General features: G+C 70.2%; 24 protein-coding genes. 21 read left to right on the plus strand and 3 right to left on the minus strand.

The annotated features are described in order from the left end of the window. Positions 1-2: 2 nt before the first annotated feature. Positions 3-1634, minus strand: a complete 1632-nt coding sequence (locus tag J2Z79_RS00275; RefSeq protein WP_209464846.1) for a polysaccharide deacetylase family protein — start codon at positions 1632-1634, stop codon at positions 3-5. A gap of 239 nt (positions 1635-1873) precedes the next feature. On the opposite strand from J2Z79_RS00275, the gene J2Z79_RS00280 reads away from it, so the two are divergent. From J2Z79_RS00280 to J2Z79_RS00340, 13 genes are all read left to right on the plus strand, one after another. Then, positions 1874-2269 (plus strand): Asp23/Gls24 family envelope stress response protein, encoded by a 396-nt coding sequence (locus J2Z79_RS00280; protein WP_209465040.1) that lies wholly within the window; start codon positions 1874-1876, stop codon positions 2267-2269. Between the two features lie 14 nt (positions 2270-2283). Then, complete coding sequence (amaP, locus tag J2Z79_RS00285) at positions 2284-2829, plus strand: alkaline shock response membrane anchor protein AmaP (protein ID WP_209464847.1); 546 nt, start codon at positions 2284-2286, stop codon at positions 2827-2829. A gap of 15 nt (positions 2830-2844) precedes the next feature. Further along, entirely contained in the window at positions 2845-3075 is a 231-nt protein-coding gene (locus J2Z79_RS18715) for a DUF2273 domain-containing protein (protein WP_209464848.1), read from the plus strand. 16 nt (positions 3076-3091) lie between these two features. Beyond that, positions 3092-3553 carry a transcription antitermination factor NusB gene (gene nusB, locus J2Z79_RS00295; protein WP_209464849.1) on the plus strand — a complete coding sequence of 154 codons (462 nt, stop codon included), beginning with the start codon at positions 3092-3094 and terminating at the stop codon, positions 3551-3553. Then, positions 3525-4496 (plus strand): Kae1-like domain-containing protein, encoded by a 972-nt coding sequence (locus J2Z79_RS00300; RefSeq protein WP_209464850.1) that lies wholly within the window; start codon positions 3525-3527, stop codon positions 4494-4496. The genes nusB and J2Z79_RS00300 overlap by 29 nt, the downstream gene beginning before the upstream one ends. Before the next feature lie 19 nt (positions 4497-4515). Continuing rightward, entirely contained in the window at positions 4516-5379 is an 864-nt protein-coding gene (folD, locus tag J2Z79_RS00305) for a bifunctional methylenetetrahydrofolate dehydrogenase/methenyltetrahydrofolate cyclohydrolase FolD (protein WP_209464851.1), read from the plus strand. Between the two features lie 13 nt (positions 5380-5392). Further along, entirely contained in the window at positions 5393-6628 is a 1236-nt protein-coding gene (xseA, locus tag J2Z79_RS00310; RefSeq protein ID WP_209464852.1) for an exodeoxyribonuclease VII large subunit, read from the plus strand. Next, complete coding sequence (gene xseB / locus J2Z79_RS00315) at positions 6625-6849, plus strand: exodeoxyribonuclease VII small subunit (RefSeq protein ID WP_209464853.1); 225 nt, start codon at positions 6625-6627, stop codon at positions 6847-6849. Before xseA ends, xseB begins: the two co-directional genes overlap by 4 nt. Before the next feature lie 18 nt (positions 6850-6867). Continuing rightward, the gene (locus J2Z79_RS00320; RefSeq protein WP_209464854.1) at positions 6868-7761 is read left to right on the plus strand and encodes a polyprenyl synthetase family protein; all 894 of its coding nucleotides are present in this window, start codon (positions 6868-6870) and stop codon (positions 7759-7761) included. A 926-nt stretch (positions 7762-8687) separates the two neighbouring features. Further along, on the plus strand, positions 8688-9293 hold the full coding sequence (locus J2Z79_RS00325; protein WP_209464855.1) for a hypothetical protein: 606 nt from the start codon (positions 8688-8690) through the stop codon (positions 9291-9293). Positions 9294-9295: 2 nt separating this feature from the next. Beyond that, entirely contained in the window at positions 9296-11236 is a 1941-nt protein-coding gene (gene dxs, locus J2Z79_RS00330; protein ID WP_209464856.1) for a 1-deoxy-D-xylulose-5-phosphate synthase, read from the plus strand. An 82-nt stretch (positions 11237-11318) separates the two neighbouring features. Further along, a complete protein-coding gene (locus J2Z79_RS00335) occupies positions 11319-12062 on the plus strand; it encodes a TlyA family RNA methyltransferase (protein WP_209464857.1) in 744 nt (247 codons plus the stop codon). Positions 12063-12113: 51 nt separating this feature from the next. Then, positions 12114-12368 (plus strand): hypothetical protein, encoded by a 255-nt coding sequence (locus J2Z79_RS00340; protein ID WP_209464858.1) that lies wholly within the window; start codon positions 12114-12116, stop codon positions 12366-12368. A 78-nt stretch (positions 12369-12446) separates the two neighbouring features. Here J2Z79_RS00340 and J2Z79_RS00345 read toward each other — a convergent pair whose 3' ends face one another. Continuing rightward, on the minus strand, positions 12447-12638 hold the full coding sequence (locus tag J2Z79_RS00345; protein ID WP_209464859.1) for a hypothetical protein: 192 nt from the start codon (positions 12636-12638) through the stop codon (positions 12447-12449). A 21-nt stretch (positions 12639-12659) separates the two neighbouring features. Continuing rightward, positions 12660-13118, minus strand: coding sequence for a hypothetical protein (locus tag J2Z79_RS00350; RefSeq protein WP_209464860.1), 459 nt, complete (start codon positions 13116-13118; stop codon positions 12660-12662). Positions 13119-13313: 195 nt separating this feature from the next. On the opposite strand from J2Z79_RS00350, the gene J2Z79_RS18720 reads away from it, so the two are divergent. The 8 genes from J2Z79_RS18720 to J2Z79_RS00390 all read left to right on the plus strand — a co-directional run bounded on the left by J2Z79_RS18720 (position 13314) and on the right by J2Z79_RS00390 (position 26163). Next, positions 13314-16190, plus strand: a complete 2877-nt coding sequence (locus J2Z79_RS18720) for a helix-turn-helix transcriptional regulator (protein WP_342589393.1) — start codon at positions 13314-13316, stop codon at positions 16188-16190. A gap of 91 nt (positions 16191-16281) precedes the next feature. After that, positions 16282-17133, plus strand: a complete 852-nt coding sequence (locus tag J2Z79_RS00360; RefSeq protein ID WP_209464862.1) for an NAD(+)/NADH kinase — start codon at positions 16282-16284, stop codon at positions 17131-17133. A gap of 130 nt (positions 17134-17263) precedes the next feature. Beyond that, positions 17264-17713 (plus strand): arginine repressor, encoded by a 450-nt coding sequence (argR, locus tag J2Z79_RS00365; protein WP_209464863.1) that lies wholly within the window; start codon positions 17264-17266, stop codon positions 17711-17713. A 16-nt stretch (positions 17714-17729) separates the two neighbouring features. Then, positions 17730-19520, plus strand: a complete 1791-nt coding sequence (recN, locus tag J2Z79_RS00370) for a DNA repair protein RecN (protein ID WP_209464864.1) — start codon at positions 17730-17732, stop codon at positions 19518-19520. Positions 19521-19786: 266 nt separating this feature from the next. Then, the gene (spoIVB, locus tag J2Z79_RS00375; RefSeq protein WP_209464865.1) at positions 19787-21133 is read left to right on the plus strand and encodes a SpoIVB peptidase; all 1347 of its coding nucleotides are present in this window, start codon (positions 19787-19789) and stop codon (positions 21131-21133) included. 110 nt (positions 21134-21243) lie between these two features. Next, positions 21244-22029, plus strand: coding sequence for a sporulation transcription factor Spo0A (spo0A, locus tag J2Z79_RS00380; protein WP_209464866.1), 786 nt, complete (start codon positions 21244-21246; stop codon positions 22027-22029). A gap of 107 nt (positions 22030-22136) precedes the next feature. Then, positions 22137-24200 carry a sigma 54-interacting transcriptional regulator gene (locus J2Z79_RS00385; RefSeq protein WP_209464867.1) on the plus strand — a complete coding sequence of 688 codons (2064 nt, stop codon included), beginning with the start codon at positions 22137-22139 and terminating at the stop codon, positions 24198-24200. Between the two features lie 889 nt (positions 24201-25089). Then, on the plus strand, positions 25090-26163 hold the full coding sequence (locus tag J2Z79_RS00390; protein WP_342589382.1) for a Glu/Leu/Phe/Val dehydrogenase dimerization domain-containing protein: 1074 nt from the start codon (positions 25090-25092) through the stop codon (positions 26161-26163). Position 26164: the final 1 nt, after the last annotated feature.

The following is a 26164-nucleotide window of genomic DNA, read 5'->3' on the forward strand; positions in this document are numbered from 1 at the left end:
TTTCAGCCCGCCTCGTTTGCTGCCACCGCCCCGCCGGGCACGGGGGGAAGGGGCACGAAGGTGTAGCCAGCCGCTCTGAGCCTGCGGATGAGCTCAGGCAGGATCTCCAGGGTCTGCCGCCGCTCGTGGATGAGGATGACGGCGCCCGGGCGGACCTGGGCCATGACGTTCTCGATGATCTGCGCGGGGTCATCGGCCAGCGCCCAGTCGCGGGAGTCCACGTTCCACAGTACGGTGGCCAGCCCGTGGGCAGCGGCGGTGCCCAGGACGTGCTCGTCGTACTCGCCGTAGGGCGGCCGGAAGTACCGGACGGGCGCACCCGCGGCGACTTCGAGGGCCGCCTTCGACTCGGCGATCTGCGCCACGACCTCCGCCGGTTCAAGGCTGGGCAGGCGGGGGTGCGTGATGGTGTGCGTGCCGAGCTGGTGGCCCCGGGCGACGACCTCCGCGGCCAGGGGCAGGTGTGCGCTGCCCGAGAGCCAGAAGAACGCGGCCGGCACCTCCTCTGCGGCCAGTACTGCGAGGAACTCGGCCGTCAGCGCGCTGGGGCCGTCGTCGATGGTCAGCACGACCTCCTTCCCTGCGGCGGGCACGCGGTAGAGCGGCGCCGCCAGGAGGGAGGCTGCGAGCGCTTGCGGGGTGGGGGCGGGAGCGGGGGCTTGCGCGGGCTCGGCCCCGGGCTGCCCGGGGGCGTCCGCCGCAGGGGTCCGCGGTGCGTCGGCGGACTGGGTGCGGAGTGCATCCGCAGCCTGGGTACGAGGTACGGCCACGGCCTGGGTCCCGGCAGCCCCGGCCGCCTCCGGCTGCGCAGTCAGCTGCGGCCCGCTCGTGGGTGTGGCGGGTCCCGCTTCACGCATCTTTGCGGCCATGGGGGAAGCCCCTGTGGCGGAGCCGCCGTTCGGCACCCCGGTCGGCGTCCCTGCGGGCGCCTCCATGGAGGCGTGCGCGGCGGGCGGCTTCTCCGCAGCGGCGGACGCACCGACGTGCAGGCCGGCGGTGGGGCCGGCCGCGGGAGGTGCGTCGGCAGCTGCTTCGGGTGGGTACTTCCCCGCGCTGGGTGGACTGTCTGCATCCAGACCGGACCCGGGGCTGCCGGCACGGCGTGCGGCGCTGCCGTACACCGCGCCGGGCCGCGCGACGGTGACGGGGCCGGGAACAGGGAATCCCATGGACCCGCCGTCGGGATGCCCGGGTGTGAGCGGGGCAACCGCCGCCTGCCCGGCGCCGGGCGAACCAGCCCCCGGCAACCCGGGGCCGTGCGGGTCAGCCGACGGCTGCCCGGCTGTTCCGGAACGGGTGTGCGGCTGATGGGGAGCGACGGTTCCGGTGGCAGTCTGCTCGGCGGCGATTGGCGCGGCCGCCGGCTGTCCCGTCGGGCCGGCTGTGGCTTCCGCCCCGCCGGGGGTGAACCCATTCTCCGGCTGTCCTTCGACCGCAGGGACCAGTTCGCCGGCCAGGACGGCAGCGACCCGCCCGTCCGGCGGGAAGTCCGGGCGCGAACTGGCGGCGGCCTCCGGAGAGGCCGTGCGCAGCGCCGGTCCGTTCGCTGCGGTGACCGGCCGGACCGTACCGGCCTGCGCCAGGAGCACGATCACGAGCAGCACCTTCGCCGCGCGGGAGACAAGGGAGCCCATGCACGCCGCCACCCTTCCTGCCTTGGTAGCCCTTCACCGAGTATAACGGGAAAGCAGGCAGAAAAGTTACGCAAGCATGGGCTTTCTGCGGTAGTTTGGACAGGCCGCCCGGCATGACAAACCCTGGCAAACTATGTTACTATGGGCATGCAAGCGGCCATAGGCTCCCGCAACTGTATTCTCGTGGCAGGATCCTGGTATACTACATAACGTGCGGCGGAGGCGAGGTGCGAGTGTCGATGGACAAGGAGCCGAAACAGGGCGGGGAACCGCAGGTCGAGTCCTCGATTCGCATCGCGGATGACGTCGTCGGCGTCATCGCCGGTATCGCCGCGGTCGAGGTAGACGGCGTGGCGGGCATGAGCGGCGGCTTCGCGGCCGAGGTCGGCGAGCGCATGACCGGCAAGAAGAACCTCTCCAAGGGCGTGAAGGTCCAGGTCGGGGAGAAGGAGGTCGCGATCGACCTCTACATCGTGGTGGAGTTCGGCGTGCGCATCCCCGAGGTGGCCACCAAGGTGCAGGAGGCCGTCAAGCGCGCCGTGGAGTCGATGACCGGCCTGGAGTGCGTCGAGATCAACATCCACGTTCAGGGCGTCTCCTTCGATGAACCCGAGGACGATTATCGAATTCGGTAAGGGGTGCTTGCCACGTGGGAATCATCGACCGTATTGTGCTTTCGATTTATACGTTCTCGCTGGCGATCATCTCCGGCCTGATGATCCTGGTGGCCATCGCCCCTGAGTGGCTGCAGGTGCACGTGTGGCTCCAGGATGCTCTGCTCACCGGCCGCGGCCGGGTGATCATCGGCCTGGTGGGCGGCGCCTTCTTCGCCGTCTCCCTGCGGCTGATCGTCTTCGCCTTCGCGCGCCAGGGCGGTGGACAGCCCGTCGTCTACGAGTCGTCCATGGGCGAGGTGCACATCTCGCTGGGCGCCGTCGAGTCGCTGGTGAAGAAGACCGCCCGCTCAGTCAAGGGCGTGCGCGACATGAAGGCGGTCATCACCCACGCCCAGGACGGCCTGCACGCGCACCTGACCGGAACGGTCTCCCCCGAGGTCTCCATCCCCGAGGTCTCGGAGGAGATCCAGTCCACCGTCAGGCAGTACGTGAAGCGTGTCGTAGGCGTGGAGATGGCCGAGGTGCGCATCGAGATCGAGAACATCGCCACCGACGGCCCCAGGCGCCGCCTGGACTGATTGGGGGGCCATTCAGTGAACTGGGAATGGCTCAGGGAGGTCGCCGAGGAGCACCGGTACAAGATCGTGGGCGGGCTGGGCGGCTTCGTCTTCGCCTTGCTGGTCGTCCGGTTCGGCTGGTGGGCCCTGTTTATTCTGTTTTGCACTGGGATAGGTTACTGGGTGGGCAAGCGCCTGGACGAGGGACCGGAATCCCTGATGCAGATCCTCGAGCGTCTGCTGCCGCCGGGTGGGCGTCAACCATAGCAGGAGGAGTCGGAACGTGAGCAGGAGAAAAGCTAGGGAACTCGCCCTCCAGGCGCTGTTTCAGATGGACATGGCCGGGACGGACCCGGAGACGGCCGTTGCGCAGGCGCTGACCCGGGACGTGGAGCCCGACTGGTCGCCGGGCCGCCTGGACGGGGATGACGCCGAGTTCGCCCGCCGGCTGGCGCAGGGGGCCTGGGCTGCGCGGGAGGAGAGCGACAGGCTCATCGCCCGCTACGCCAAGGACTGGTCGGTGGAGCGCATGGCCGGCGTGGACAGGGCGATTCTCCGCATGGCCGTATACGAGATCGCACACCTCCCCGAGGTGCCCGACAGCGTCGCGGTCGCGGAGGCGGTGGAGCTGGCCAAGGCCTTCTCCACGGCCGATTCGTCGCGCTTCATTAATGGGATCCTCGGTTCGGTCATCCGCGGAATGAAGGGTGCTGCCAGTGCAGACGAGGCTCTTTCTCGGGATTGACACGAGCTACTACACATGCTCGCTGGCGCTTGTGGACGAGGCCGGGCGGCTGCTGGAAGACCAGCGCCGCCCTTTGGCCGTTGCACTCGGCCAGCGGGGCGTCGCGCCCCAGGAGGCGGTGTGGGCCCACCTCAACGCCCTGCCGCAGCTGGCCGAGCCCGTGCTGCGGACCCACGGGCGGGCGGTGGCCGCCGTCGCGGCCTCGGTGAAGCCCCGTCCGGTCGAGGGTTCTTACCTGCCGCCCTTCCGGGTCGGCGAGGGGTTCGGCCGCGCCCTGGCCGCCGCCCTCGGCGTGCCCTTCTACCCGACGACCCACCAGGAGATGCACATCCAGGCGGGGCTCTGGTCCGCCGACAAGCCGCCGCAGGGGCATGCGTTCCTGGCCGTCCACCTTTCGGGCGGCACCACCGAGCTGGTCCGGGTCACCCGCCGGCCGGGCGGGTTCGCGGAGGAGCTGCTGGGGGGCACGCAGGACCTGCACGCCGGCCAGTTCGTCGACCGGGTGGGCGTCGCCCTCGGGCTGCCCTTCCCCGCCGGCCCGCACCTGGAGCGGCTGGCCGCCTCGGGCGTGCCGGGTCGTGTTGCGCTGCCCTCCGCCGTGCGGGGCTACACGCTCTCCTTTTCCGGCCCGGAGAGCGCAGCCCAGCGGCTGGTGGGGAAGGCTGAGCCGGCGGACCTGGCGCTGGCCGTCCTCCACGCGGTGGCCAGGAGCCTTGAGAAGTGGCTGCTCCACGCCATGGAGGAGACCGGTCTGAGGGAGGTCCTCGTCGTCGGCGGGGTCGCCGCGAACCAGATCCTGCGGGAGCGGCTCCGCCAGCGGCTGGAGCACCCCGCGGTCGGGGCGCGCCTGGCCTTTGCCCAGCCTCAGTACAGCACCGATAACGCCGTGGGCACCGCCCTCCTGGCCCGGGAGATCGCGGGCGCCGCCGGCGTGACGGGATAGAGGAAACGGAGGCGATAGCGTGAGCGCAGCAGTCATCGACGGCAAGCAGGTTGCGGCCCAGGTGCTCGAAGAGGTCGGGCGGGAGGTGGAGCAGCTGAAGGCGGCCGGCGTGACGCCGGGACTGGCCGTGGTCCTCGTCGGCGACGACCCCGCCAGCCAGGTCTACACGTCCAACAAGGAGCGGACCGCCCGCGAGCTGGGCATGCACTCGGTTCTCTACCGGCTGTCCGCCACAAGCACGCAGGCAGAGGTGGCGGACCTGGTGCGGACCTTGAACCGCGACCCGGCCATCCACGGCATCCTCGTCCAGTCGCCCCTGCCGAAGGGCCTCGACATGGACGCGGTCGTGCGGCTGATCGACCCGCTGAAGGACGTGGACGGCTTCCACCCGGAGAACGTCGGCCGCCTCTGGACCGGGCAGGACGGGCTCGTGCCCTGCACCCCGGCGGGCGTGATGCGGCTGCTGGAGGCCTACGGTGTCGACCCCAAGGGCAAGCACGCGGTGGTCGTCGGCCGCTCCAACATCGTGGGCAAGCCGATGGCGGCGCTGCTGCTGGCCAGGCACGCCACGGTCACCATCTGTCACTCCCGCACGCCTGACCTGGCGGAGACCTGCCGCCGGGCCGACATCCTGGTGGCGGCGGTGGGCAAGCTGCAGATGATCACCGGCGAGTACGTCAAGCCCGGCGCCGTCGTGATCGACGTGGGCATCAACCCCGTGCCGGGGTTCAAAAAGCGCATCCGCGGCGACGTCGACTTCGACAGCGCCGCGGAGGTCGCCGGCCTGATCACGCCGGTGCCCGGCGGGGTCGGACCGATGACCATCGCCATGCTGATGGCCAACGCGGTGAAGGCCGCGCGGATGCAGACCGGCAAGTCGTGAAGGAGTGGAGCCGATGCGGGGAGGCGAGCGCGACCGCCTGCTGCTGACGGTCCTGGAGCTGACGCGCTACGTGAAGCGGATGCTGGACGACGACCGGCTGCTGCAGTCGGTCTGGGTGCAGGGGGAGATCTCGAACTTCAAGTGGCACCACTCGGGCCACATCTACTTCACGCTGAAGGACGAGTACTCGCAGGTCCGGGCGGTCATGTTCCGCTCCTACGCCAACCGGCTGCGCTTCCGACCCGAGAACGGCATGCAGGTGATCGTGCAGGGCAACGTCACGGTCTACGAGCGGGACGGCGTCTACCAGCTCTACGCCGTTGCCATGGAGCCCGCGGGCCTCGGGGCGCTGCACCTGCAGTTCGAACAGCTGAAGCGGCGGCTGGCGGCCGAGGGGCTCTTCGACGAGGCGCTGAAGCGCCCCCTGCCCCGGCTGCCCCGGGCCGTTGGCCTCGTCACCGCGCCCACCGGGGCGGCGATCCGCGACATGATCACCGTCGCCCGGCGGCGCTTCCCGGGCCTCCGCCTGGTCCTGGCCCCCGCCCTGGTACAGGGGGAGGGGGCCGCGGAGAGCCTCGTCAGGGCCCTCTCGCTCGTCGCCCGGGTGCCGGAGGTGGACGTGATCATCATCGGGCGGGGCGGCGGGTCGCTGGAGGACCTCTGGGCCTTCAACGACGAGGGCCTGGCCCGTGCGATCCGCGCCTGCCCGGTCCCGGTGGTCTCCGCCGTGGGCCATGAGACCGATTTCACCATCGCCGACTTCGCCGCGGACCTCAGGGCGCCGACGCCCTCGGCCGCCGCTGAGCTGGTGGTGCCCTCCCGCTCCGAGCTGCTGGGGGTGGTGGACGGCCTGCGCATCCGCCTGGCCTCCGCCGCCCGCCGCACGGTGGAGCGGAAGCGCATCCTGCTCCGGGGCCTGGCCGAGCGCCCGGTCCTGCAGCGCCCCCAGGGCCGGCTGATGCAGGACCGGCAGCGGCTGGACGAGCTGGCGCGGCGGCTGGAGTACCTGGGCGGCAGCTTGCTCGCGGCCCGGCGGCGTGACCTGGGCGCGCTGGCGGGAAGGCTGGAGGCGCTGTCGCCGCTGGCCGTGCTCTCCCGGGGTTACGCCATCGCCCGCACGTCCGAGGGGCGCGTGATCAAGGAGGCCACGCAGGTGCAGCCCGGCGACCGGCTTCACCTGTTACTGCATAAAGGATCTCTGCGCTGCCAGGTGGAAGAGATCGAAGACGCGGGGGAGGCGACGGAATGACCGAGAACCTGAGCTTCGAGGAGGCCATCCGGCGGCTGGAGCAGGTGGTCAGGGAGCTGGAGACGGGCGACCTGCCCCTGGAACAGGGCCTTGCGCTCTTCCAGGAGGGCATCGCGCTCACGCGCCACTGCACCGCCCTTCTGGACCGGGCCGAGGCCCGCATCGAGCAGCTCCTGGAGCGGGACGGCGAGGCGGTGACCGCCCCCTTCGAGCCGGAATAGCACGGGGAGGAGTGACCCTTGAACCCGGAGTTGCGACACTACCTGGCCGACAGGCGGGCGGCCGTGGAGGAGGCGCTGGACCAGTACAGCGCCTGCCCCGGCAGCCCGCCCCGGCTGGTTGAGGCCATGCGCTACAGCCTGCTGGCCGGCGGGAAGCGGCTCAGGCCGATCCTCGTGATCGCCGCGGCGGAGATGTTCGGCCTCTCCGCCGCAGACGTGATGCCCACCGCATGCGCGCTGGAGATGATCCATACCTATTCCCTGATCCACGACGATCTGCCCTGCATGGACGACGACGACCTCCGGCGCGGCAGGCCCACCTCGCACAAGGTCTTTGGCGAGGCCATGGCGGTGCTGGCCGGCGACGCGCTCCTCACCCGGGCCTTCGCCGTGATGGCGGAGCAGGGCCGGGTTGAGCGGGTCGGTCCGGCCCGCGCCCTGCGCGCCATCGCCGAGCTGGCGGAAGCCGCCGGTGCGGCCGGCATGGTCGGCGGCCAGGTGGAGGACCTCGAGTGGGAGGGCCGGCAGGCGGGAGAGGAGCAGCTCGAGCGCATCCACTCCCTGAAGACGGGCGCGCTGTTCCGTGCGGCGGTGCGCCTCGGCGGCGTGCTGGCCGGCGCCGCCGAGTCCGACGTGGCCAGGCTCGACGACTTCGCGGCGCACTTCGGCCTCGCGTTCCAGATCTGGGACGATGTGCTGGACGTGGCCGGCGACGCAGCCCTGACCGGCAAGGGCGTCGGCCGCGACGCCCGGCAGCAGAAGTCGACGTACGTCACGCTGCACGGCCTCGAGGGTGCACAGGAGCGCGCCCGTGCGGCGGTGCAGCGGGCGCTGGAGGCGATCGCGCCGTTCGGCGCCAATGGCTGGGTTCTCCAAGGTCTGGCAAAATATGTCGTTGACCGGGCGACCTGATCGGTGCTATGATTCCTTGGTGACAGACGCGTTCGCTCGTATTATGGGTGGCGCAGTATCCTAGTCAGTACTACCTTTTCTGAAGGCGGGCCTAAAAATCCGTCAAAGGCACATCGATGAGGTCTCTGGTGCTGGCCGCCGATGCCCAATCGGGGGCTGGTGCTGGGGATACAGCCAACCGGGCCGTACGGTCCGGCGCTGCCGGATTGAGGGCGATCCGCAACGGCATGCGGGCGACGACCCTCTTTCCGTGGAGGCCTGCACACGTGGCGGTTGCACCAACGTGAGCAACGCGGCTACGGTGCAGTGAACACCTGCATGCGGTACCGAAACATGGTGAGGTGCTGGGTGCAGTGTAGCCTGCCTTGAGTGGGTGAGGCGGACGAAGCAGTGGGCCTGCGGGCCCGAAACCCCCAGTCGGACGCCGGCCAGCAGATGACAGGGGCGATGGCTTCCGAAACCCCACCTGCAAAAGAGGCTAGGAAAAGGTGTGTTGTCGAAGAAAATTCCTAGGCTGTTCGCAAGAGGTCTGGCAAGGATTAAAGTGCGGACTAAGTGGCAATCCAGCCCTGCCGATGGCAACACGGCAGCTTGGCCATAAAGGGAAACCGCCGTGGCGGCGACGCTGCGGAGGCCATGGGGAAAGCCTGCTGGACCTAAGCCGCAAGATTTACTTGCCAGGCTGCCACCCATAAGTTTATTGGCGTACGCAGGCGGGTGCCCGGAGGGCAGCCGCCTTTTGTGATGTCCGGGTCCCCAAAGCTGCGCCTACCCCCTTTTTTGGGGTCGGCGCTGGCGCCGCTGCCCAAAAGGTGATATGTTAGTAGCGAAATAAGAGAGCCGTTCGGGGGATGCTGCTCACTGCACTCGGCCCGACAGGGCTCCATCCTCCGATCTAGTCTGTGCAGCGGGAGCGTTTCGCAAACATGGCCAAGGAGCCTCCGCCATTACCCGGGTGGCGACGAGCCGTCCGCGTCGGCCTGCTGTCCTTCGTGCTGGCGCTGCTGGTCAACTGGGGTTCGAGCGTCGCCCTCAACCGGGTGCACGCCGCCATCGCCATCCTGATCGTCCTGTTGCTCGTCGCCGTCGGTATCGTTTTCGATATGCTGGGAACCAGCGTCACGGCCGCCGAACTGCCGCCCTTCAACGCCATGGCCGCGAAGAAGGTGCCCGGGGCGAGGCAGGCGCTGTGGCTGGTGCGCAGCGCTGACGCCGTGGCCAGCTTCTGCAACGACGTGGTGGGCGATGTGTCCGGCGCAGTGGCCGGTGCCGCCGGTGCAACGGTGGCCCTGAAACTGGCGATGGCCCTTGAGGGCGGCGCCTGGACGGAGCGGTTGCTCGGCCTGTTGATCATCGGCCTCATCTCGGGCCTCACGGTGGGCGGAAAGGCCGCCGGGAAGACGTTCGCCATCACGCGGGCCACGACCGTGGTGATGGTCGCGGGCCGGATCATCTACTGGTTTGAACAGCTTACGGGCCGCTCGCTTACGGGCGGCCGGTCCTCCCAGAACGGACGAAGGAGGAACTCGTAGCGATGTACCTGCGGGACCTGACCGGTCCGGAGCAACTGAAGGGGCTGACTCCAGCCGAGCTGGCCGGCCTGGCGGCGGAGATTCGGCGGGTCATCCTGGAGACCGTCGCCAGCAACGGCGGCCACCTCGCGCCCAATCTGGGCGTCGTGGAGCTGACCCTGGCCCTGCACCTGGTGTTCGACAGCCCCCATGACAAGATCCTGTGGGACGTATCGCACCAGAGCTACGTGCACAAGCTGCTCACAGGGCGCTACCACCAGTTCCACACGCTCCGCCAGCGCGGGGGCATCGCCGGGTTCACCGATCCGCGGGAGTCGGTGCACGACCACTTCCACTGGGGCCATGCCTCCACCTCGATTTCGGCGGCGGTGGGCATGGCCAAGGCGCGCGACCTCGCCGGCGAGCAGTACGACGTGGTGGCGGTGATCGGCGACGGAGCCCTCACCGGCGGACTGGCCTACGAGGCGCTGGACCACGCCGGGCAGGACAAGACGAAGCTGATCGTCGTGCTCAACGACAACTCCATGTCCATCGCGCCCAACGTGGGCGGCATCTCCAACTACCTGGCCCGCATCCGCACCGGGCCGTCCTACCAGCGGGTCAAGCACGACGTGGCCGAGGCCCTCAGGCAGATCCCCTTCGTCGGCTCGCAGGCCCTGGACCTGGTCGACCGGCTGAAGGAGGGCGTGAAGCACCTGCTGGTGCACAACATGTTCTTCGAGGACCTGGGCTTCACATACCTCGGGCCGGTGGACGGCCACAACATCCCGGCGCTGACGGACGCCCTGCGGCAGGCGCGCGCCTACCCCGGGCCCACCGTGGTGCACGTGGTGACGACCAAGGGCAAAGGCGTGCCCTACGCCGAGGAGCTGCCCGACAAGTTCCATGGCGGCGGCCCCTTCGACGTAGCCACCGGGAGGACCCGGCCGGGGTCGCTCACCTACAGCGAGGTCTTCGGCAACACGATCGCAAAGCTGGCGGCGCAGGACAGCCGCGTCTGCGCCATCACCGCTGCCATGCCCTCGGGCACGGGCCTCACCCGCTTCGCCCGGGAGTTCCCCGACCGCTACTTCGACGTGGGCATCGCCGAGCAGCACGGCGTGACGTTCGCCGCCGGCCTGGCCAAGGGCGGCATGCGGCCCGTGTTCGCCGTCTACTCCACGTTCCTGCAGCGGGCCTACGACCAGGTGATCCACGACGTCGCCCTGCAGGACCTGCCCGTCACCCTGGCCATCGACCGCGGCGGCCTGGTGGAGGACGGGGCGACGCACCAGGGCGTCTTCGACGTGGCCTACCTGCGGGCGATCCCGCGCATGGTCGTCATGGCGCCCAAGGACGAGAACGAGCTGCAGCACATGCTCTACACCGCCGTGCAGCACGCCGGCCCGGCGGCGCTCCGGTACCCGCGCGGCAAGGCCCAGGGCGTTGCGCTGGACGAGCAGCTGCAGGCGCTGCCCATCGGCAGGGCCGAGGTGCTGCAGGAGGGCGACGACGTCGTCCTGGTCGGGCTGGGCACCATGGCGCCCGTCTGCCTCGCGGCTGCGCGGCTGCTGGCCGAGAAGTCGATCTCGGCGATGGTCATCAACCCGCGCTTCGTCAAGCCGCTGGATGCCGAGCTGCTCATCCGGGCCGGGCGTCAGGTGGGTGCCGTGGTCACCGTGGAGGAGGCCTGCCTGGCCGGCGGGTTCGGATCGGCCGTGCTGGAGCTGTTCGCTGAGCACCACGTGGACGCGCGCGTGGTGCGCATGGGCATCCCCGACGAGTTCGTCGACCACGGCAGCCCGGGCCACTTCCTGGAGCAGTACGGGCTGACCCCGGAGGGCATCGCCCGGGAGGCCGAGGAGCTGGTGCTGCAGCTGAGCTCCGACCTGGCCACCCACCCCGGGCGGCGCCGGTCCGGGCGGCGGCCGGGGGCTCGGGCCGCCGGCAGCGGGCAGCCCTGACGGCGGGCGGATGAGTTCTGCGGCGGAGCGCCCTCCCCCGGTGGGAGGGGCTCCGCCTCTTGCGCGGAGGAGGAGGGAGCACATGGCGGAGCAGCGGCTGGACGTCGCCCTGGTGGCCAGGGGGCTCGCCCCCTCGCGGGAGCGCGCCCAGGAGGCCATCGCCGCGGGGATGGTACGGGTGAACGGCCAGGTGGTGACCAAGGCCTCCCGGAAGGTGGGGCCCGAGGACGGCCTGGAGGTGAGCGGCGATCCCATCGGCTATGTGGGCCGGGGCGGGCTGAAGCTGGAGGGGGCGCTGGACGCCTTCGGCCTCTCGCCTGCGGGGCTCGTCTGCCTCGACGTGGGCGCGTCCACCGGCGGCTTCACCGACTGCCTGCTGCGGCGCGGCGCCCGCCTGGTCTACGCGGTGGACGTCGGGCGCGGCCAGCTTCACCCCAGCCTGCGGGCGGACCCGCGGGTGGTGGCGATGGAGGAGACCGACATCCGGGAGGTGGCGCACCTGGCGGAGGCGCCGGCCCTGGCCGCCGTCGACGTCTCGTTCATCTCGCTGACGCTGGTGCTGCCCCACGTGGCCAGGCTGCTCGCGCCAGGGGGCCAGATCGTGGCGCTGATCAAGCCGCAGTTCGAGGTGGGGCCCGCCGGCGTGGGCAAGGGCGGCATCGTGCGCGACCCGCGCCAGCACCGGCGCGCGGTCGACAGGGTCCTCGGCGCGGCGGCCGCGCTGGGGCTCGTGGCCAGGCGGGTGATCGACTCCCCCATCACGGGCACCGAGGGCAACCGGGAGTTCCTGGCCTGGTTTGCGCCAGCAGCGGATTTACCCCGCTGAGGAGGAGGCGCGCCGGCAAACCGGGAATCATGAAGGTGAGGAGGTGCATCCGTGTCCGTGGAAGTCGAATGCGCACACTGCGGTAACAAGAAGCTAGCCCAGGTTCCCGGAGTCTGGACGCCGTTGGCCCTGAATGAGAAAAATCAGCCCGTACCGGGGCCGGCCGTGCCGGTGGTCATGCTCGGCTGCCCGACGTGCGGTTTCATTCAGCTTTTCTCTCCTCAGGCCATTAAGCCCAAGCCCTTCCCCGAGCGGCCCGCGGAGCAGGCGAAGGCCGAAGCGAAGGGCGAGACGAAGGACGCGTAGTCACCGTGCATGCGAACGAGCCCTCCCGGCCGTGCGGCCAGGAGGGCTCGCGGCGTACCTGAGGGCGGCGCCGCCTGCCTAGATTCCACCGGGGAAGGGCGTCGTGATCACGGTGGAGTTGGGTACGGCGGCGTTGTAACCGGAGGCCTTGGTGGCGGGGAAACCCTTGCCGAAGAACGGCTTCTTGAAGAAGGGGCTCCCGATAAAGCCGGGTTTGCCGAATCCGAAGGGCTTGCCGAATCCGAAGGGTTTGCCGCAGCCGTAGAACATCATCAATCCCCCCGGACCAGCCTATGCCCGCCCGGGGAGGTTGGTGACCGGGGCCGCGCCGGCCAGCGCACCGTCCAGGTCGAAGTACCCGAGCCCCGGCAGGTAGCCGCGGGGTCCGGTCGCGGTGACGGTGCCGGGCGGCTGCGGGACGGGGCCGGCGGACAGGGGCACCAGCACCAGGGCGCTGATCGCAAACGGATTGGGAAAGCCCCACGGCAGCGGGCAGGGCGGAAGGCCCGGAAGCGGGTGAGGGCCGCCCGGGGCCGCCGGCGGCGCGACGGCAGGGACAGGCGCCAGCGCGACGCCGGGAACGCCCGTGCCTCGCCCGCCGAGGACGCCATCGGGCCCCAGCGCGGCCGGGCCTGGCATGGGCGCGATGCGCGGCCAGGCCGCATGGGCTGCGTCGGTGTATGTAGCGACCGGCGACGCCATCGGGAGCTGCGGCGTGGCGGCGGGGAGCGGTGCGATGCTGGTCTGCACGGGTACGCGCCTCCTCTCGCGGTATCGGTGGCCACGTGCTGTACCCAGTCTACGCCTGCCGGCGCCGGTGTGTCCCCGCGCAATTGCACTTCCGCCGCTGCCGCACAAGGAGGGGACGGGGAATAACGCAAATAATACGATATAAGCAAGAAGGAAGGCGTCCGGGGCCAGAGGGGGGACGGCGTTCTGACGGCGATTCCATTTGTTGGGCGAGGCGAGGAGCTGGAAGTGCTGGCGCGGCACCTGCAGGACGCCCGTGCGGGCAGAGGAGGGCTGGTGCTCCTGGGCGGCGAGGCGGGCGCCGGCAAGTCGGCCCTGGTGACGGCCGCGCTGGAGCGGGCCGGCGGCGTCAGGCGGGCCGTCGGACTCTGCCCCGGTCCCGGGGAGACACCCCCCTACGACCCATTCGTTCAGGTGGTGAACCGGCTGCACCGGGAGCACGGCCCCGTGCCGGCGGAGTTGCCGCCGCCCTTCGGCGAGGCGCCCGGGAACTGGAGCGCCCGGGACCGGGCCGCTGCGCTCGTGCACTGGCTGGCCAGCGGCGGGGGCCCCGTGGTGGTGGTGATCGAGGACCTGCACTGGGCAGACGAGGCCTCCCTGACGCTGCTGCGGCACATCACCCCGCTGCTGATGGATGCGCCCGTGCTCCTGATCGCCACCTACCGCACCGACGAGCTCGATCGGGAGCACCCGCTCTGGCGGCTCCTGCCCGAGCTGGCGCGCACGGGGGCACACCGGGTCCTGCTGTCGCCGCTGAGCCGGGAGGACGTGGCGGGTCTGATCGCCGTGGTGTTGCCCGAGGCGGCGGGGGATCCCGAAGTGGCGGCCCTGGTCTGGAGCCGCACCGGGGGCCTGGCCCTCTTTGTGCGGGAGCTGCTGGAGGCCTTCGCCCGCACAGGGCAGATCCTCCGGCCCGGAGATCCGCTGCCGCAGACGATCCAGCAGGCCATCGACACCAAGATGACCCGCCTCTCGCCGGCGGCCCAGCTGGCGCTCGAGGCCGCGGCGGTCTGCGGGGAGCGGTTCTCCTTCGACCTGCTCGCCCGGGTGGTGGACGTGGAGGAGGACGCGCTGGCCGGGGCGCTGGAGGAGGCAGTGTCCAGGCACGTGATCACGCCCGTGGACGGCGAGGGCATCGGCTTTGCCTTCGACCACGCGCTCTACCGCGAGGCGCTGCTGGCGCGGCTGATCGGCGCCCGGCGGCGCCGCTGGCACCGGCGGATCGGCGAGGCCCTGGCCGCGGAGCGCGGAGCGGACCCGGATGTGGTCGCCCACCACCTCTACCGGGCCGGAGACCCCCGGGCGGTGGACTACCTGGTGCAGGCGGGAGACCGCGCCAGGGGGACGGGTGCGGAGGCCGGGGCGGCGAGGCGCTACGCCCAGGCGCTGGAGATGGCGGAGCCCGGCGACCCCCGGCGGCCGGAGCTGCTCCTGAAGCTGGGGCAGTGCCTGATGTGGGACGATCCCGACCGGGCCGAGTCGGCCTGGCGTGAGGCGGAGTCCTGCGGTGACGCCGCGGCGTCCATCTGGGCCAGCTTCTTCCGCCTGACGCTGGCTCACCTCCGGCACGACGCGCGCTGCCGCCAGTGGGCAGAGTCGCTGATGCCCGAGCAGGAGCGGCTGCTGGGCGACCGGGAGTATCAGCGGCTGGAACGCGAGCTGTTCGGTTCCGTGGCGGGATACCCCAGGGCCGCGCTCCCCCTCATCCTGAGCCTGGCGACCAGCGGGGAGCTGGCCGCCGCCGAAGCCGTGTTCCGCAGCGTGCGCGGCCGCATCGCACCCGGTGCGGTAGACGTCGGGCTGCTGCGGGCCGGCTTCTCCCTCGCCCTGATCGGCGGCCGCCTGGACGAGGCCGCGGCGCTGTGCGGGCAGGGGGCCGACGCGGCCCTTGCGAAGGGAGCCTATCGCGAGGCGCTGATGCTGCGGTCCAATGAGGTCCTGGTCCGGCTGGTGGGCGATGCCAGCAGGCCGGAGGAGATCGACGCCCTCGCCAGCCAGCTGGGCCGGCTGGAGGAAGAGGCCTGGGAGCGCACGGGCACGACCCTGGTGGCCCCGGGGCACTCGCTGTGCGGCATCTATCACTTCTTCCGCGGCGACTGGCGGGCCGCGCTGCACCACGTGGTGGAGGGCGTGGAGCGCAACCACGTCGCCTTCGGCGGCACGCTGATGTGGTACGCGGTGCGCGTCCTGCTGGACCTGGGCGAGGTCGGGCGCGCCGGCCAGCTGATCCAGCTGATTCCGCCCCAGCGCCCCGACGATCCCGTTCCCTCGGGCAACAACCTGATGGTTCTGCCCCACGCCTTGAAGGCGCGGTACTTCCTGGAGAGCGGCGACGCCGCGGCCGCCCGCACCTGGCTGCAGGCTGCGGAAGGCTGGCCGGCGCTGCCCTCTGCACCCATCTTCCGCGCCGTCGTCCGGCTGGGGTGGGCGGCGCTGCACCGTGCGGAGGGAAGGCTGGAGGAGGCCTGGGCCGCCGCCTCGGAGGCACTTGCGGCCGCGCGCGAGGCCGGCTCCACGCTGGAGCAGATCGAGGCGCACGTGGCGCTGGGGGTGCTGGCCGCGCACCGGGGCCTGCCGGAGGACGCCGCACGCCACTTCGACGAGGCACTGGCGCTCGCGGCCCAGGCCCGGTTCCGGATGGCGGAGGTGCTGATCCGGCGGGAGCGGGCGACGAGCCTTCCGGACCTTCCCGGGGCGGCCGAGGACCTGCGCGCCGCCCGGGAGTTGCTCGCCGAGGTCAGGGCCGTACTGCGGAAGGATGGCGGGAGCGCCGCCGAAGAGGTGGCCGTGAGCCTCGCCGTGCCTGGCGGCTCGGCGGACGGGCCGCCGGGCGGTTCGCCCGGCGGTGAGCCCGGCGCCCCGAAGGGGGCGCTGCCCGACGGCCTCACCGAGCGTGAGGTGGAGGTGATCACGCTGGTGGCGGCGGGGCTGACCAACAAGGAGATCGGCGCCCGGCTCTACATCTCGCCCAAGACGGTGGACCGGCACCTGCGCAACATCTTCCTGAAGGTCAGCGTGTCCAACCGGGCTGCGCTGGTCGCCTACGCCATCCGGCAGGGGCTGGTGGGCTGACCTCTCACCTTCCGGGGAGCGCAAGAGGAAGGATGAGGAAGGAAGCGAATAATACTCGAGATGACTGCCCCCGGGGGGAGGCCTCGCCCTGATGCACAGAGTCGCGCTCGTCGTCAACGTCGACAAGCCCCTGGCCCTTGAGACCGGCGCACAGATCCTGCAGTGGCTGGAGGAACGGAAGGCCGAGGTCCTGCTGCACCCGTCCGCCGCAGCGCCTCTGGGGCGTCCCGACCTGGCGGTGCCCGAGGGCCCGGGATGGGCCCAGTCCGACCTGGTGATCGTGCTGGGCGGCGACGGCACGCTGATCCGGGCGGTGCAGCGGGTCGCGCCGTACGGCGTGCCCGTGCTGGGCATCAACACCGGCCACCTGGGCTTCCTGACCGCCATGGAGAACGGCGAGGCGCTGGCCCGCCTGGATCGGGTCCTGGCCGGCGAGTACGTGCTGGAAGAGCGCGTGATGCTGCGGGCGATGGTGGAGCGGGACGGGCTGCTGGCGGCCGCGCTCTCCGCGCTCAACGACGCGGTCATCTCCAAGGGGCCGCGCGCCCGCATGGTCCACCTGGAGGTCTCGGTGGGCGAGACGACCGTGGCCCGCTACCCCGCCGACGGCGTGATCGTCGCCACGCCCACCGGCTCGACGGCCTACTCGCTCTCGGCGGGCGGGCCGATCGTCGAGCCCACGGTCGACTGCTTTCTGATCACCCCGATCTGCCCGCACACCATCAGCGCCCGCTCGATGGTCGTCAACGCCGACGTGCCGCTGGCGATCCGGGTGGTCTCCAGCCCGGGCGAGGTGGGGCTCTCCGCCGACGGCTCGGATCCGTTCCCCCTCGTGCCCGGTGACGTGGTGCGGGTGGGGCGAGCCCCGTACCCGGCCAGGCTGGTGCGGCTGCCGGGGTACCAGTTCTACGACGTCTTGCGGAAGAAGCTCTTCGGTGTTTAGCGGGATGCAGGCCTGCATATGCATGATTACCGGATGAATATGCAGGGATCTGCAGGTGCGCCGCCGAATCGGCAGGAGAAACGGGAGCCGCACGGCGGGCGGACCCGACTGGCGTGATGAGGTGACAGCCATGAAGGCACGACGACAGGCCAAGATCCTGGAAGTGATCAAGAACCGGGTGATCGAGACGCAGGAGGAGCTGGCCGCGGCGCTGGGGGAGGAGGGCATTCCCGTCACCCAGGCGACGATCTCCCGCGATATCAAGGAGCTTCAGCTCAACAAGGTGCCCACCCCCGACGGAAGGTACCGCTACGCCCTGCCCGAGGAGGTGGGCATCGGCGCGTGGGACAAGCGGCGCCGCATCTTCCGGGAGTCCGTCCTGAGCATCGATTTCAGCGGCAACCTGGTCGTGATCAAGTCGCTGCCCGGGACCGCGCAGGGCGTCGCCGCGGCGATCGACCACCTGAACGTGGCGGAGATCATCGGCTCCGTGGCCGGTGACGACACGGTGTTCGTGGCCGTGAAGCCGGCCGACGCCGCCCCGGAGGTTGCGGAGCGGCTTCGGGGCCTGATGCGGTAGCGGGGAGGGGCGGCGCGTGCTGATCGAGATCGCGATCGAGCAGTTCGCCCTGATCGACCACGTGCGCCTGCAGTTCACCGGGGGCCTGAACGTCCTGACGGGCGAGACGGGCGCCGGCAAGTCGATCATCCTCGACGCCGTGCAGGCCGTACTGGGCGGCCGCACCTCGGCCGACGTGGTGCGGGCAGGCGAGGAGCGCGCCGTGGTCGAGGCAGTCTTCGACCTGGTCGACGCGCCGGAGAGCGCTGAGGCGCTGCGCCGCATCGGGGTGGAGGTCGACGAGGACGGGCTGCTGGTGATCCGGCGCGAGATCGCCCGGAACGGGCGGGGCGCAATCCGGCTCAACGGCCGGACCGTGACGGCGGGCATGCTGCGGGAGGCCGCCCAGGGGCTGATGGACCTGCACGGCCAGCACGAGCACCAGTCGCTGCTGCAGGCGGAGAAGCACCTGGACCTGCTGGACCAGTACGGCGGCTCGCTCCTCACGACCGAGGGCAAGCCGTTGGAGCTGCTGGACCGCTACGCCGGGCTCGATCTCTCGGATCTGCGGGCGCGGCTCGCCGGCGTCGTGCAGCGGCTGCACGGCGTGCAGGCGGAGCTGAAGGGGCTGCTGGGCGACGAGCGCGACCGGGCCCGGCGGGAGGACCTGCTCCGCTTCCAGGTCGAGGAGCTGCGGGCCGCTCGCCTGCGGCCGGGCGAGGAGGAGGAGCTCGAGGCCGAGCACCGCCTGCTGGCCAACGCCGAACGGCTCAAGCGGGTGGCCGCCCAGTCGTACGCCGCCCTCTACGAGGGCGACGGCGGCCGGGAGAGCGCCGTGGACCTGCTGGGCCGGGTACGGTCCGAGCTGGAAGACGCCCTGCGGCTGGACCCCGGGCTGGCGGAGGCGGTGGAGATGGTCTCCGCCGCGCTGGTGCACGCCCAGGAGGCCAGCCATCTGCTGGCCGACTACCAGGAGCGGGTCGAGCTCGACCCCCGGCGGCTGGCCGAGGTGGAGGCCCGGCTGGACCAGCTGGCGACCCTGAAGCGGAAGTACGGCGACTCCGTCGAGGAGATGCTGGCGTATCTCGCAGAAGTCGAGAAGGAGCTGGAGCGGCTCGAGCACAGCCAGGAGCTGATCGCCGAGCTTACGGAGCAGGAGGCGGCGCTGGGGCGGGAGGCCGAGTCGCTGGCGGCGGCGTTGAGCGCGGCCCGGAGGGAGGCGGCCGGCCGCCTGGGCGAGCGGGTCGCGCAGGAACTCGCCGACCTCGGCATGCCGAACGCCCGCTTCGTCGTGGCGGTCGAGAGCCCGGCCGAGCCCAGCTACCGCTCGGTCACCGCCCGGGGCTGGGACCGGGTGGAGTTCCTGTTCTCGCCGAACCCCGGCGAACCGGTGAAGCCGCTGGCAAAGATCGTGTCCGGCGGCGAAATGAGCCGCATCATGCTGGCGCTGAAGGCGATCCTGGCCAGGGTCGACAACATCCCGAGCCTGGTCTTCGACGAGGTGGACACCGGCATCTCCGGCCGCGCCGCACAGGCGGTGGGCGAGAAGCTTGCGCTGATCGCCGGCGACCGCCAGGTGCTCTGCGTGACGCACCTGCCGCAGGTGGCCGCGCTCGCCGACCGGCACTTCCGCATCGAGAAGGCGACGGAAGGCGGACGGACGACGACCCGGTGCCAGCCGCTGGACGAGGACGGGCGCGCGGAGGAGATCGCGCGCATGATCGGCGGCGCGGAGGTGTCGCACTACACCATGGCCGCGGCGCGCGACATGATCCGCGCGGCGGAGCAGTTGAAGGCGTCGCTGCGCCAGGCGGCTGCGTCGCTCTAAGTCGCCGCGGAACGACGCATACTAGCGCTGTTGTGGCGCTTGTGCCGCTCGCTCCGCCGGCGTCGCTTGCCTGTCAATTATCGGGCCCGTTGCGGCGGGCCCGATTATGTTGATTCGAAGGTTGCATAATCCGGCGGGCGCCTGGGTAACTTAATGTGCACAGAGGCGGCGAGGTCAACTACGCCGCCCGTTCTTTGGAGAAGTGCGAGACGCAGCGGAGAAAGGGGCCGCCCTGGGGAAGAGAAGCTCCAGGGAGGGACGCCCCGATGTCATCCCGGGAAATGTGGCGGAGGGCCGCCGGCCTTCTGCTGGTCGTCCTGATCCTCACCGTTTCCGCGACTCCTGAGTTCCGCGCCTTCGTTACCCTGCCAGACCACATGCGGCTTCCCCAGGGGTACGCCCACGAGCTGTCGCTGGGACTCCCGTTCAGCACGGCGGTGCAGACGGCCGGCGGCTCGGGCCTGTCGCTGGCCGGCAGCGGCACCCCGCTGCAGCTGGCCGCCGAGCAGACCGGCCGCTACACCATCGACGTGAAGCTGTTCGGGCTGATCCCGGTCCGCCGGATGACGGTGGACGTGGTACCGCAGATCCGGGTGGTGCCCGGCGGGCACTCCATCGGCGTGCGGCTGCAGAGCCACGGCGTGGTGGTGGTGGGCTTCGCCGCCGTCCGGGACGAGGAGGGCCAGGTGCACCATCCGGGCCGGGAGGCCGGCATCCAGGTGGGCGACACCATCCTGGCGATCGACGGCCGGACGGTCCGCGGGGAGGAGCACGCTGCCCACCTGTTCCAGGAAGCGGCCCGCAAGGGCCGGCCGGTGACCGTTCAGATCCGGCGCAACGGCGAGCGCATGGAGCGCACCGTGCAGCCGGTGAAGGAGAAGGACTCCGGCCGGTGGCGGGTCGGGCTGTACATCCGTGACGGCGCCTCCGGCGTCGGCACGCTCACCTTCTACCACCCGCCCAGCCGCAAGTTCGGCGCTCTCGGCCACGTGATCGCCGAGAGCGAGAGCAAGAAGCCGTTCGAGTTCGCTGAGGGCCAGATCACCGCCGCTGACGTGATCCGGATTCAGAAGGGCAAGCGGGCTTCTCCCGGTGAGAAGATCACGAACAACCTGGAGTCGGGCCCGCGGCTGGGCGTCATCGAGAAGAACAGCCGGTTTGGCATCTTCGGGCGGCTCTCCGGCGCAGTGCGCAACCCGCTCTACCCGGAGCCGATCCCCGTCGCCATGGCCAGTCAGGTGAAGGAAGGGCCGGCCGAGATGCTCACCGTGGTGGACGGGCAGAAGATCGAGCGGTTCCAGATCGAGATCGTGCGGCTGATGCGGCAGCCCACGGCCGAGGGCAAGAACATGATCGTCCAGGTCACCGACCCCCGGCTGCTGGAGGCGACCGGCGGCATCGTGCAGGGGATGTCGGGCAGCCCCATCATCCAGGATGGGAAGCTGGTGGGCGCGGTCACGCACGTGTTTGTCAATGATCCCACCCGCGGCTACGGGGTGCTGATCGAGTGGATGCTCCAGGAGGCGGGCATCCTCAAGACCGAGACCGGCGCTGTGGACCCCCGGGAGTTGGATTCCTCCCGGGGGTTTCCTGGTGCCGCTCGGGCGCGGTAACGAGGCTGTAACACCTATATGCTTACATATGTAACATGATGGGGTATTCGTGTCCCATCAGGCGGCTCCCCGGGTTCCCGTGCCGATGATCCCTATGGAGGTCAGATGCCATGTCTGCGGGCCGAATCCGGCTGTTCGTGTGCGATGACAATCGGGAGTTCTGCGCGCTGCTGGAGGAGTACTTTGCCACCACGCCCGACATTGCGGTGGTGGGCGTGGCGCACAACGGCCTTGAGGCGGTGCCGGCCATTATCGAGACCCAGCCTGACGTCGTGATTCTGGACATCATCATGCCCTACCTGGACGGCATCGGCGTCCTGGAGCAGCTGAACCAGGCAAAGCCGAAGTCATGGCCCAAGATCCTCATGCTGAGCGCGTTCGGCCAGGAGTCGTTCGCCCGCAAGGTGATGGACCTGGGCGCTCACTACTACATCGTGAAGCCCTTCGACCTCGACCTGCTGAGCGCGCGGGTGCGCCAGCTGGCCGCCGGGCGGGTGCTGCCGGCGCCCGTGCCGATGCGGATGGAACCCCGGGTGCAGGTGCGGGCGCGGTCCCTGGACGAGGTGAACCACCTGATCCGCGACCTGGGCATCCCGCCCCACGTCAAGGGTTACCGCTACCTGGGCGACGCGATCCTGCTGGTGCTGCAGCAGCCCGATCTGCTGAGCGCCGTCACCAAGGGCCTCTACCCGGCGGTAGCCCGCAGCAACGGCACCACCGCCAGCCGGGTGGAGCGGGCGATCCGGCACGCCATCGAACTGGCCTGGTGCCGGGCCTCCGACCGGCTCCGGAACATGTTCGGCCACACGGTGGACCGCTCCCGGGGCAAGCCCACCAACTCCGAGTTCATCGCCCTGGTCGCCGACCGGCTGCGGGCCGACTCCAAAGCGAGCTGAGCACCGAAACCCTGCCTCCGGGCAGGGTCTCTTCAACGCCTTGTGCAGGAAACTGCAGGCGTTGAAGCGAAACGGTCTGCAATTGCATGCAAGCAGAGGTGTCGCCCATGCTGAACGTGGTAATCATCGGTGCTGGGAAGGGCGGCTCGTCGCTGCTCAACGCGTTGCTGAAGATGTCGCGGCGCGTGCGCGTGCTGGGCGTAGCCGACCGGAATCCGGATGCGCCGGGCCTGGCGCTGGCGGCCAGCCTCGGCATTCCCACCACGTGCGACTACACGGGCCTCGTCTGCCTGCCCGAGGTGGATATCATCGTGGACGCCACGGGGCAGCACGGGCTGGACGAGGAGCTGAAGCGCCTGAAGTGGCCCCGGGCCGTGGTCATTGAGGGCCTGGCCATGAACCTGATCCTCAGCTTCGTGGAGGAGAGCCACCGCCTGCTCCGGGCCCTCGAGGAGAAGGAGCTGGAGCGGGACGTGATGCTCGACTCCACTCACGACGCGATCGTCGCCGTCAACGCCGAGGGGGTCGTCACGCTCTGCAACCGCTCGGCAGAGCAGCTGCTGGGCGTGAGCCGGGAGCAGGTGCTCGGCCGGCGGGCGGAGGACGTGATCCCCAACACCCGGCTGCACGTCGTGCTGGCGACGGGCCGGGCCGAGCTGAACCAGCAGCAGGAGGTCGGCAAGACGACCATCGTCACCAACCGGGTGCCCGTCCGGAACAAGGAGGGGCACGTCGTCGGCGCCGTGGCCGTCTTCCGGGACATCAGCGAGGTGAAGGCCCTGGCCGAGGAGATCTCGGGCCTGCGGGAGATGAAGGTACTGCTGGAGGCCATCTTCAATTCCACGCAGGACGCGATCTCGGTGGTGGACGAGAAGGGCATCGGCTGGATGGTCAACCCCGCCTACTCCGCCCTCACCGGACTGCGGCCGGAGGAGGTGATCGGCAAGCCTGCGACCGTGGACATCGATCCGAGCCAGGAATCGATGCACCTGCAGGTCCTCCGGACCCGGCGGCCGGTGCGGAACGTGCCGCTGCGCGTCGGCCCGCGCAAGCGGGAGGTGGTGGTGAACGTCGCCCCGATCCTGGTGGACGGCGTGCTGAAGGGCTCGGTGGGCGTCATCCGGGACGTGTCGGAGATCGCCCGCCTGTCGGCCGAACTGGAGCAGCACAGGAAGCTGATCCGGCGGCTCACCTCGACCTACACCTTCGACGAGATCATCGCCGACAGCCCCGTGATGCAGCAGGCGGTGGAGCAGGCCCGCCGGGCGGCGGAGACGCCGGCTACCGTGCTGCTCAGGGGCGAGAGCGGCACGGGCAAGGAGCTGTTCGCCCACGCGATCCACAACGCCTCGAGCCGGAGGCGGGGGCGCTTCATCCGGGTCAACTGCGCCGCCATAGCGGAGTCGCTGCTGGAGTCGGAGCTCTTCGGCTACGCCGAGGGCGCCTTCACCGGCGCGAAGAAGGGCGGCAAGCGCGGCCTGTTCGAGGAGGCCGACGGCGGCACGCTCTTCCTGGACGAGATCGGCGAGCTGCCGATGGGGCTGCAGGCGAAGCTCCTCCGGGTACTGCAGGAGAAGGAGATCGTGCGGGTCGGCGAGGCCACGCCGGTGAAGGTGGACGTGCGCGTGATCGCCGCCACCAACGCCCACCTGGAGGAGATGATCGCCCGGGGCACATTCCGGGAGGACCTCTACTACCGGCTGAACGTGGTGCCCATCGTCATCCCGCCCCTCAGGCACCGGCAGGAGGACATCCCGCGCCTCGTGGACCATCTGATCCAGAAGCTGAACGAGGAGTACGGCCGCAACGTGCGCGAGATCGCCCCCGACGCCCTCGAGGTGCTGCGCCAGTACCACTGGCCCGGCAACGTGCGGGAGCTGGAGAACATCATTGGCCGGGCGATGATCGCCATGGCGATGACCGACACGACCATAGAGCGGCGCTTCCTCCCGCCGTTGGGCGGCCCGGCGGCCACCCAGACGGTGCGGGCGCCGGCGGGCGGTGGAAGCGGCCCGGTGGAGCCGCTGCACGCGGTGGTGGCCGAGGCTGAAAAGGCTGCGCTGATGCGGGCGCTGGCGGAGACGAACGGGAACAAGACGGAGGCGGCGCGCAGGCTGCAGATCGCGCCGCGGACGCTGTACTACAAGCTTGAGCGATACGGGTTGATGTAGGGAAGGAGAGCCCCATCCGAGCCGGGGTCCGGCCGCCGCTCCACGCGAAGGCAGCTTGTCCGGGCGCAACTGAAACTCCGTGAGCCAGCCTCAACGGGGGTGTGGCTCACGGAGTTACACTTTGGGTTTGAACGAGTCCCGCAGGATCGGTGACCAGATGCTTACGATCCCTATCCAGGCTACTCGACTGCCCTTCAGCTCGCAGTGTCTATCGCTCGGGGGCGCCTCGCCAAGCTGTATCTGAAACTCCATGAGCCACACTCAGCGTGGGCGCGGCTCATGGAGTTACACTTTGCGTTTGAACGACTCCTCCAGGAGCCGCGACCATCCGTCTCCGATCCGATCTGGGCTGCTCGACTGCCCTTCAGCTCGCAGTCCCTATTGCTCGGGGGCGCCTCGCCAAACTGTATCTGAAACTCCATGAGCCACACCCAGCGCGGGCGCGGCTCATGGAGTTACACTTTGCGTTTGAACGACTCCTCCAGGGGCCGAGACCAGTCTTGTCCGACTAGCTCTGGGCTGCTGGACAGCCCTCCAGTCTGCAGGAACACACCCCTTGGCGGCCCCTGGCCGCCACGTAACGGAAACGCCATGAGCCGGCCTCAGCCACGCCCGGCGCATGGTTGCCGCACGCCAATGTCCACCCCGAACCATCCAGTAGAGGTATACTCTTAACTGGCAGGGGTGGCCGCGACTCGGCAAACACTTGCAGGCAGCATTCTGCAGACGCTTGCAGAAGAATGCGCACCCGCTTGCGATCCCGCGGGCCGCGGGTCTCCGCCCATCATGCGCCTACACTGTTCCCGTGCACGAGAACCCCGTTGGCACAGATGTTGCACCTGGAACTGGGTGGCACCACGCACCAGCAGACCGAAGGGGGGATCCCGCTGTGGGCGTGTTTGAGCGCATGATCCGTGACGGTCACGAACAGGTCGTCTTCTGTTATGACAAGACAACGGGTCTCCGGGCGATCATCGCGATCCACGACACCACGCTGGGCCCGGCCCTGGGCGGATGCCGGATGTGGCCTTACGAGAGCGAGGAGGCCGCACTGGAGGACGCCCTGCGCCTGGCCAAAGGGATGACCTACAAGTCCGCGGCGTCGGGGCAGAACCACGGTGGCGGCAAGATCGTCATCTGGGGCGACCCGGCCACGGAGAGATCGGAGGAGCTGTTCCGTGCCCTGGGCCGCTTCGTCGGCACGATGGGCGGCCGGATCGTCACCGGCACCGACGTCGGTACCGACAAGGCGGACTTCGTCTGGGCGAAGCAGGAGTCGCCGTGGTTCGTCGGCCTTCCCGAGGAGGAGGGGGGGTCCGGCGACACCGCGGTTCTCACCGCGTACGGCGTCTGGAAGGGCATGAAGGCCTGTGTCCGCTTCCGCTGGGGCGACGACTCCCTGAAGGGCAGGCGGGTGGCGCTCCAGGGCCTCGGCAAGGTCGGCCGGCGGCTGCTGGAGCACCTGCTGGAAGAGGGCGCCCGCGTCACGGTGACCGACGTGCGGCCCGAGCGGATCGCCGAGGTCTGTGCGTCCCACCCCGAGGTCGAGGGCGTGGCGCCGGAGGAGATCTACGACCAGGAGTGCGACATCTTCTCGCCCTCGGCGCTGGGCGGGGTGCTGAACGACGAGACGATCCCGCGGCTCCGCTGCGCCATCGTCGCCGGTTCCGCCAACAACCAGCTGGCGGAGATGCGGCACGGGCAGATGCTGCACGACCGGGGCATCCTGTACGCACCCGACTACGTGATCAACGCCGGCGGCCTGATCCAGGTCGCGGACGAGATCATGGGCTACAACCCGGAGCGGGCCCGCCGCAAGACGGCAGCCATCTACGATCTGCTGCTGCAGATCTTCGCCATCAGCCAGGAGGAGGGAATCCCCGCCTACCTGGCCGCCGACCGGCTCGCCGAGCGTCGCATCGAGCGCGTCGGCTGGCTGCGGCGGATCTACACGCCCGAATGAG

The organism is Symbiobacterium terraclitae, assembly GCF_017874315.1.
GTDB classification, from domain to species: Bacteria; Bacillota; Sulfobacillia; order Symbiobacteriales; family Symbiobacteriaceae; genus Symbiobacterium; species Symbiobacterium terraclitae.

Coding starts and splice junctions, on each gene's coding strand:
- J2Z79_RS00275 (WP_209464846.1), bottom strand. CDS start 1,634: ATGGGCTCCCTTGTCTCCCGCGCGGCGAAGGTGCTGCTCGTGATCGTG.
- J2Z79_RS00280 (WP_209465040.1), top strand. CDS start 1,874: ATGGACAAGGAGCCGAAACAGGGCGGGGAACCGCAGGTCGAGTCCTCG.
- xseA (WP_209464852.1), top strand. CDS start 5,393: ATGCGGGGAGGCGAGCGCGACCGCCTGCTGCTGACGGTCCTGGAGCTG.
- xseB (WP_209464853.1), top strand. CDS start 6,625: ATGACCGAGAACCTGAGCTTCGAGGAGGCCATCCGGCGGCTGGAGCAG.
- J2Z79_RS00325 (WP_209464855.1), top strand. CDS start 8,688: ATGGCCAAGGAGCCTCCGCCATTACCCGGGTGGCGACGAGCCGTCCGC.
- dxs (WP_209464856.1), top strand. CDS start 9,296: ATGTACCTGCGGGACCTGACCGGTCCGGAGCAACTGAAGGGGCTGACT.
- J2Z79_RS00335 (WP_209464857.1), top strand. CDS start 11,319: ATGGCGGAGCAGCGGCTGGACGTCGCCCTGGTGGCCAGGGGGCTCGCC.
- J2Z79_RS00345 (WP_209464859.1), bottom strand. CDS start 12,638: ATGTTCTACGGCTGCGGCAAACCCTTCGGATTCGGCAAGCCCTTCGGA.
- J2Z79_RS00360 (WP_209464862.1), top strand. CDS start 16,282: ATGCACAGAGTCGCGCTCGTCGTCAACGTCGACAAGCCCCTGGCCCTT.
- argR (WP_209464863.1), top strand. CDS start 17,264: ATGAAGGCACGACGACAGGCCAAGATCCTGGAAGTGATCAAGAACCGG.
- spoIVB (WP_209464865.1), top strand. CDS start 19,787: ATGTCATCCCGGGAAATGTGGCGGAGGGCCGCCGGCCTTCTGCTGGTC.
- spo0A (WP_209464866.1), top strand. CDS start 21,244: ATGTCTGCGGGCCGAATCCGGCTGTTCGTGTGCGATGACAATCGGGAG.
- J2Z79_RS00385 (WP_209464867.1), top strand. CDS start 22,137: ATGCTGAACGTGGTAATCATCGGTGCTGGGAAGGGCGGCTCGTCGCTG.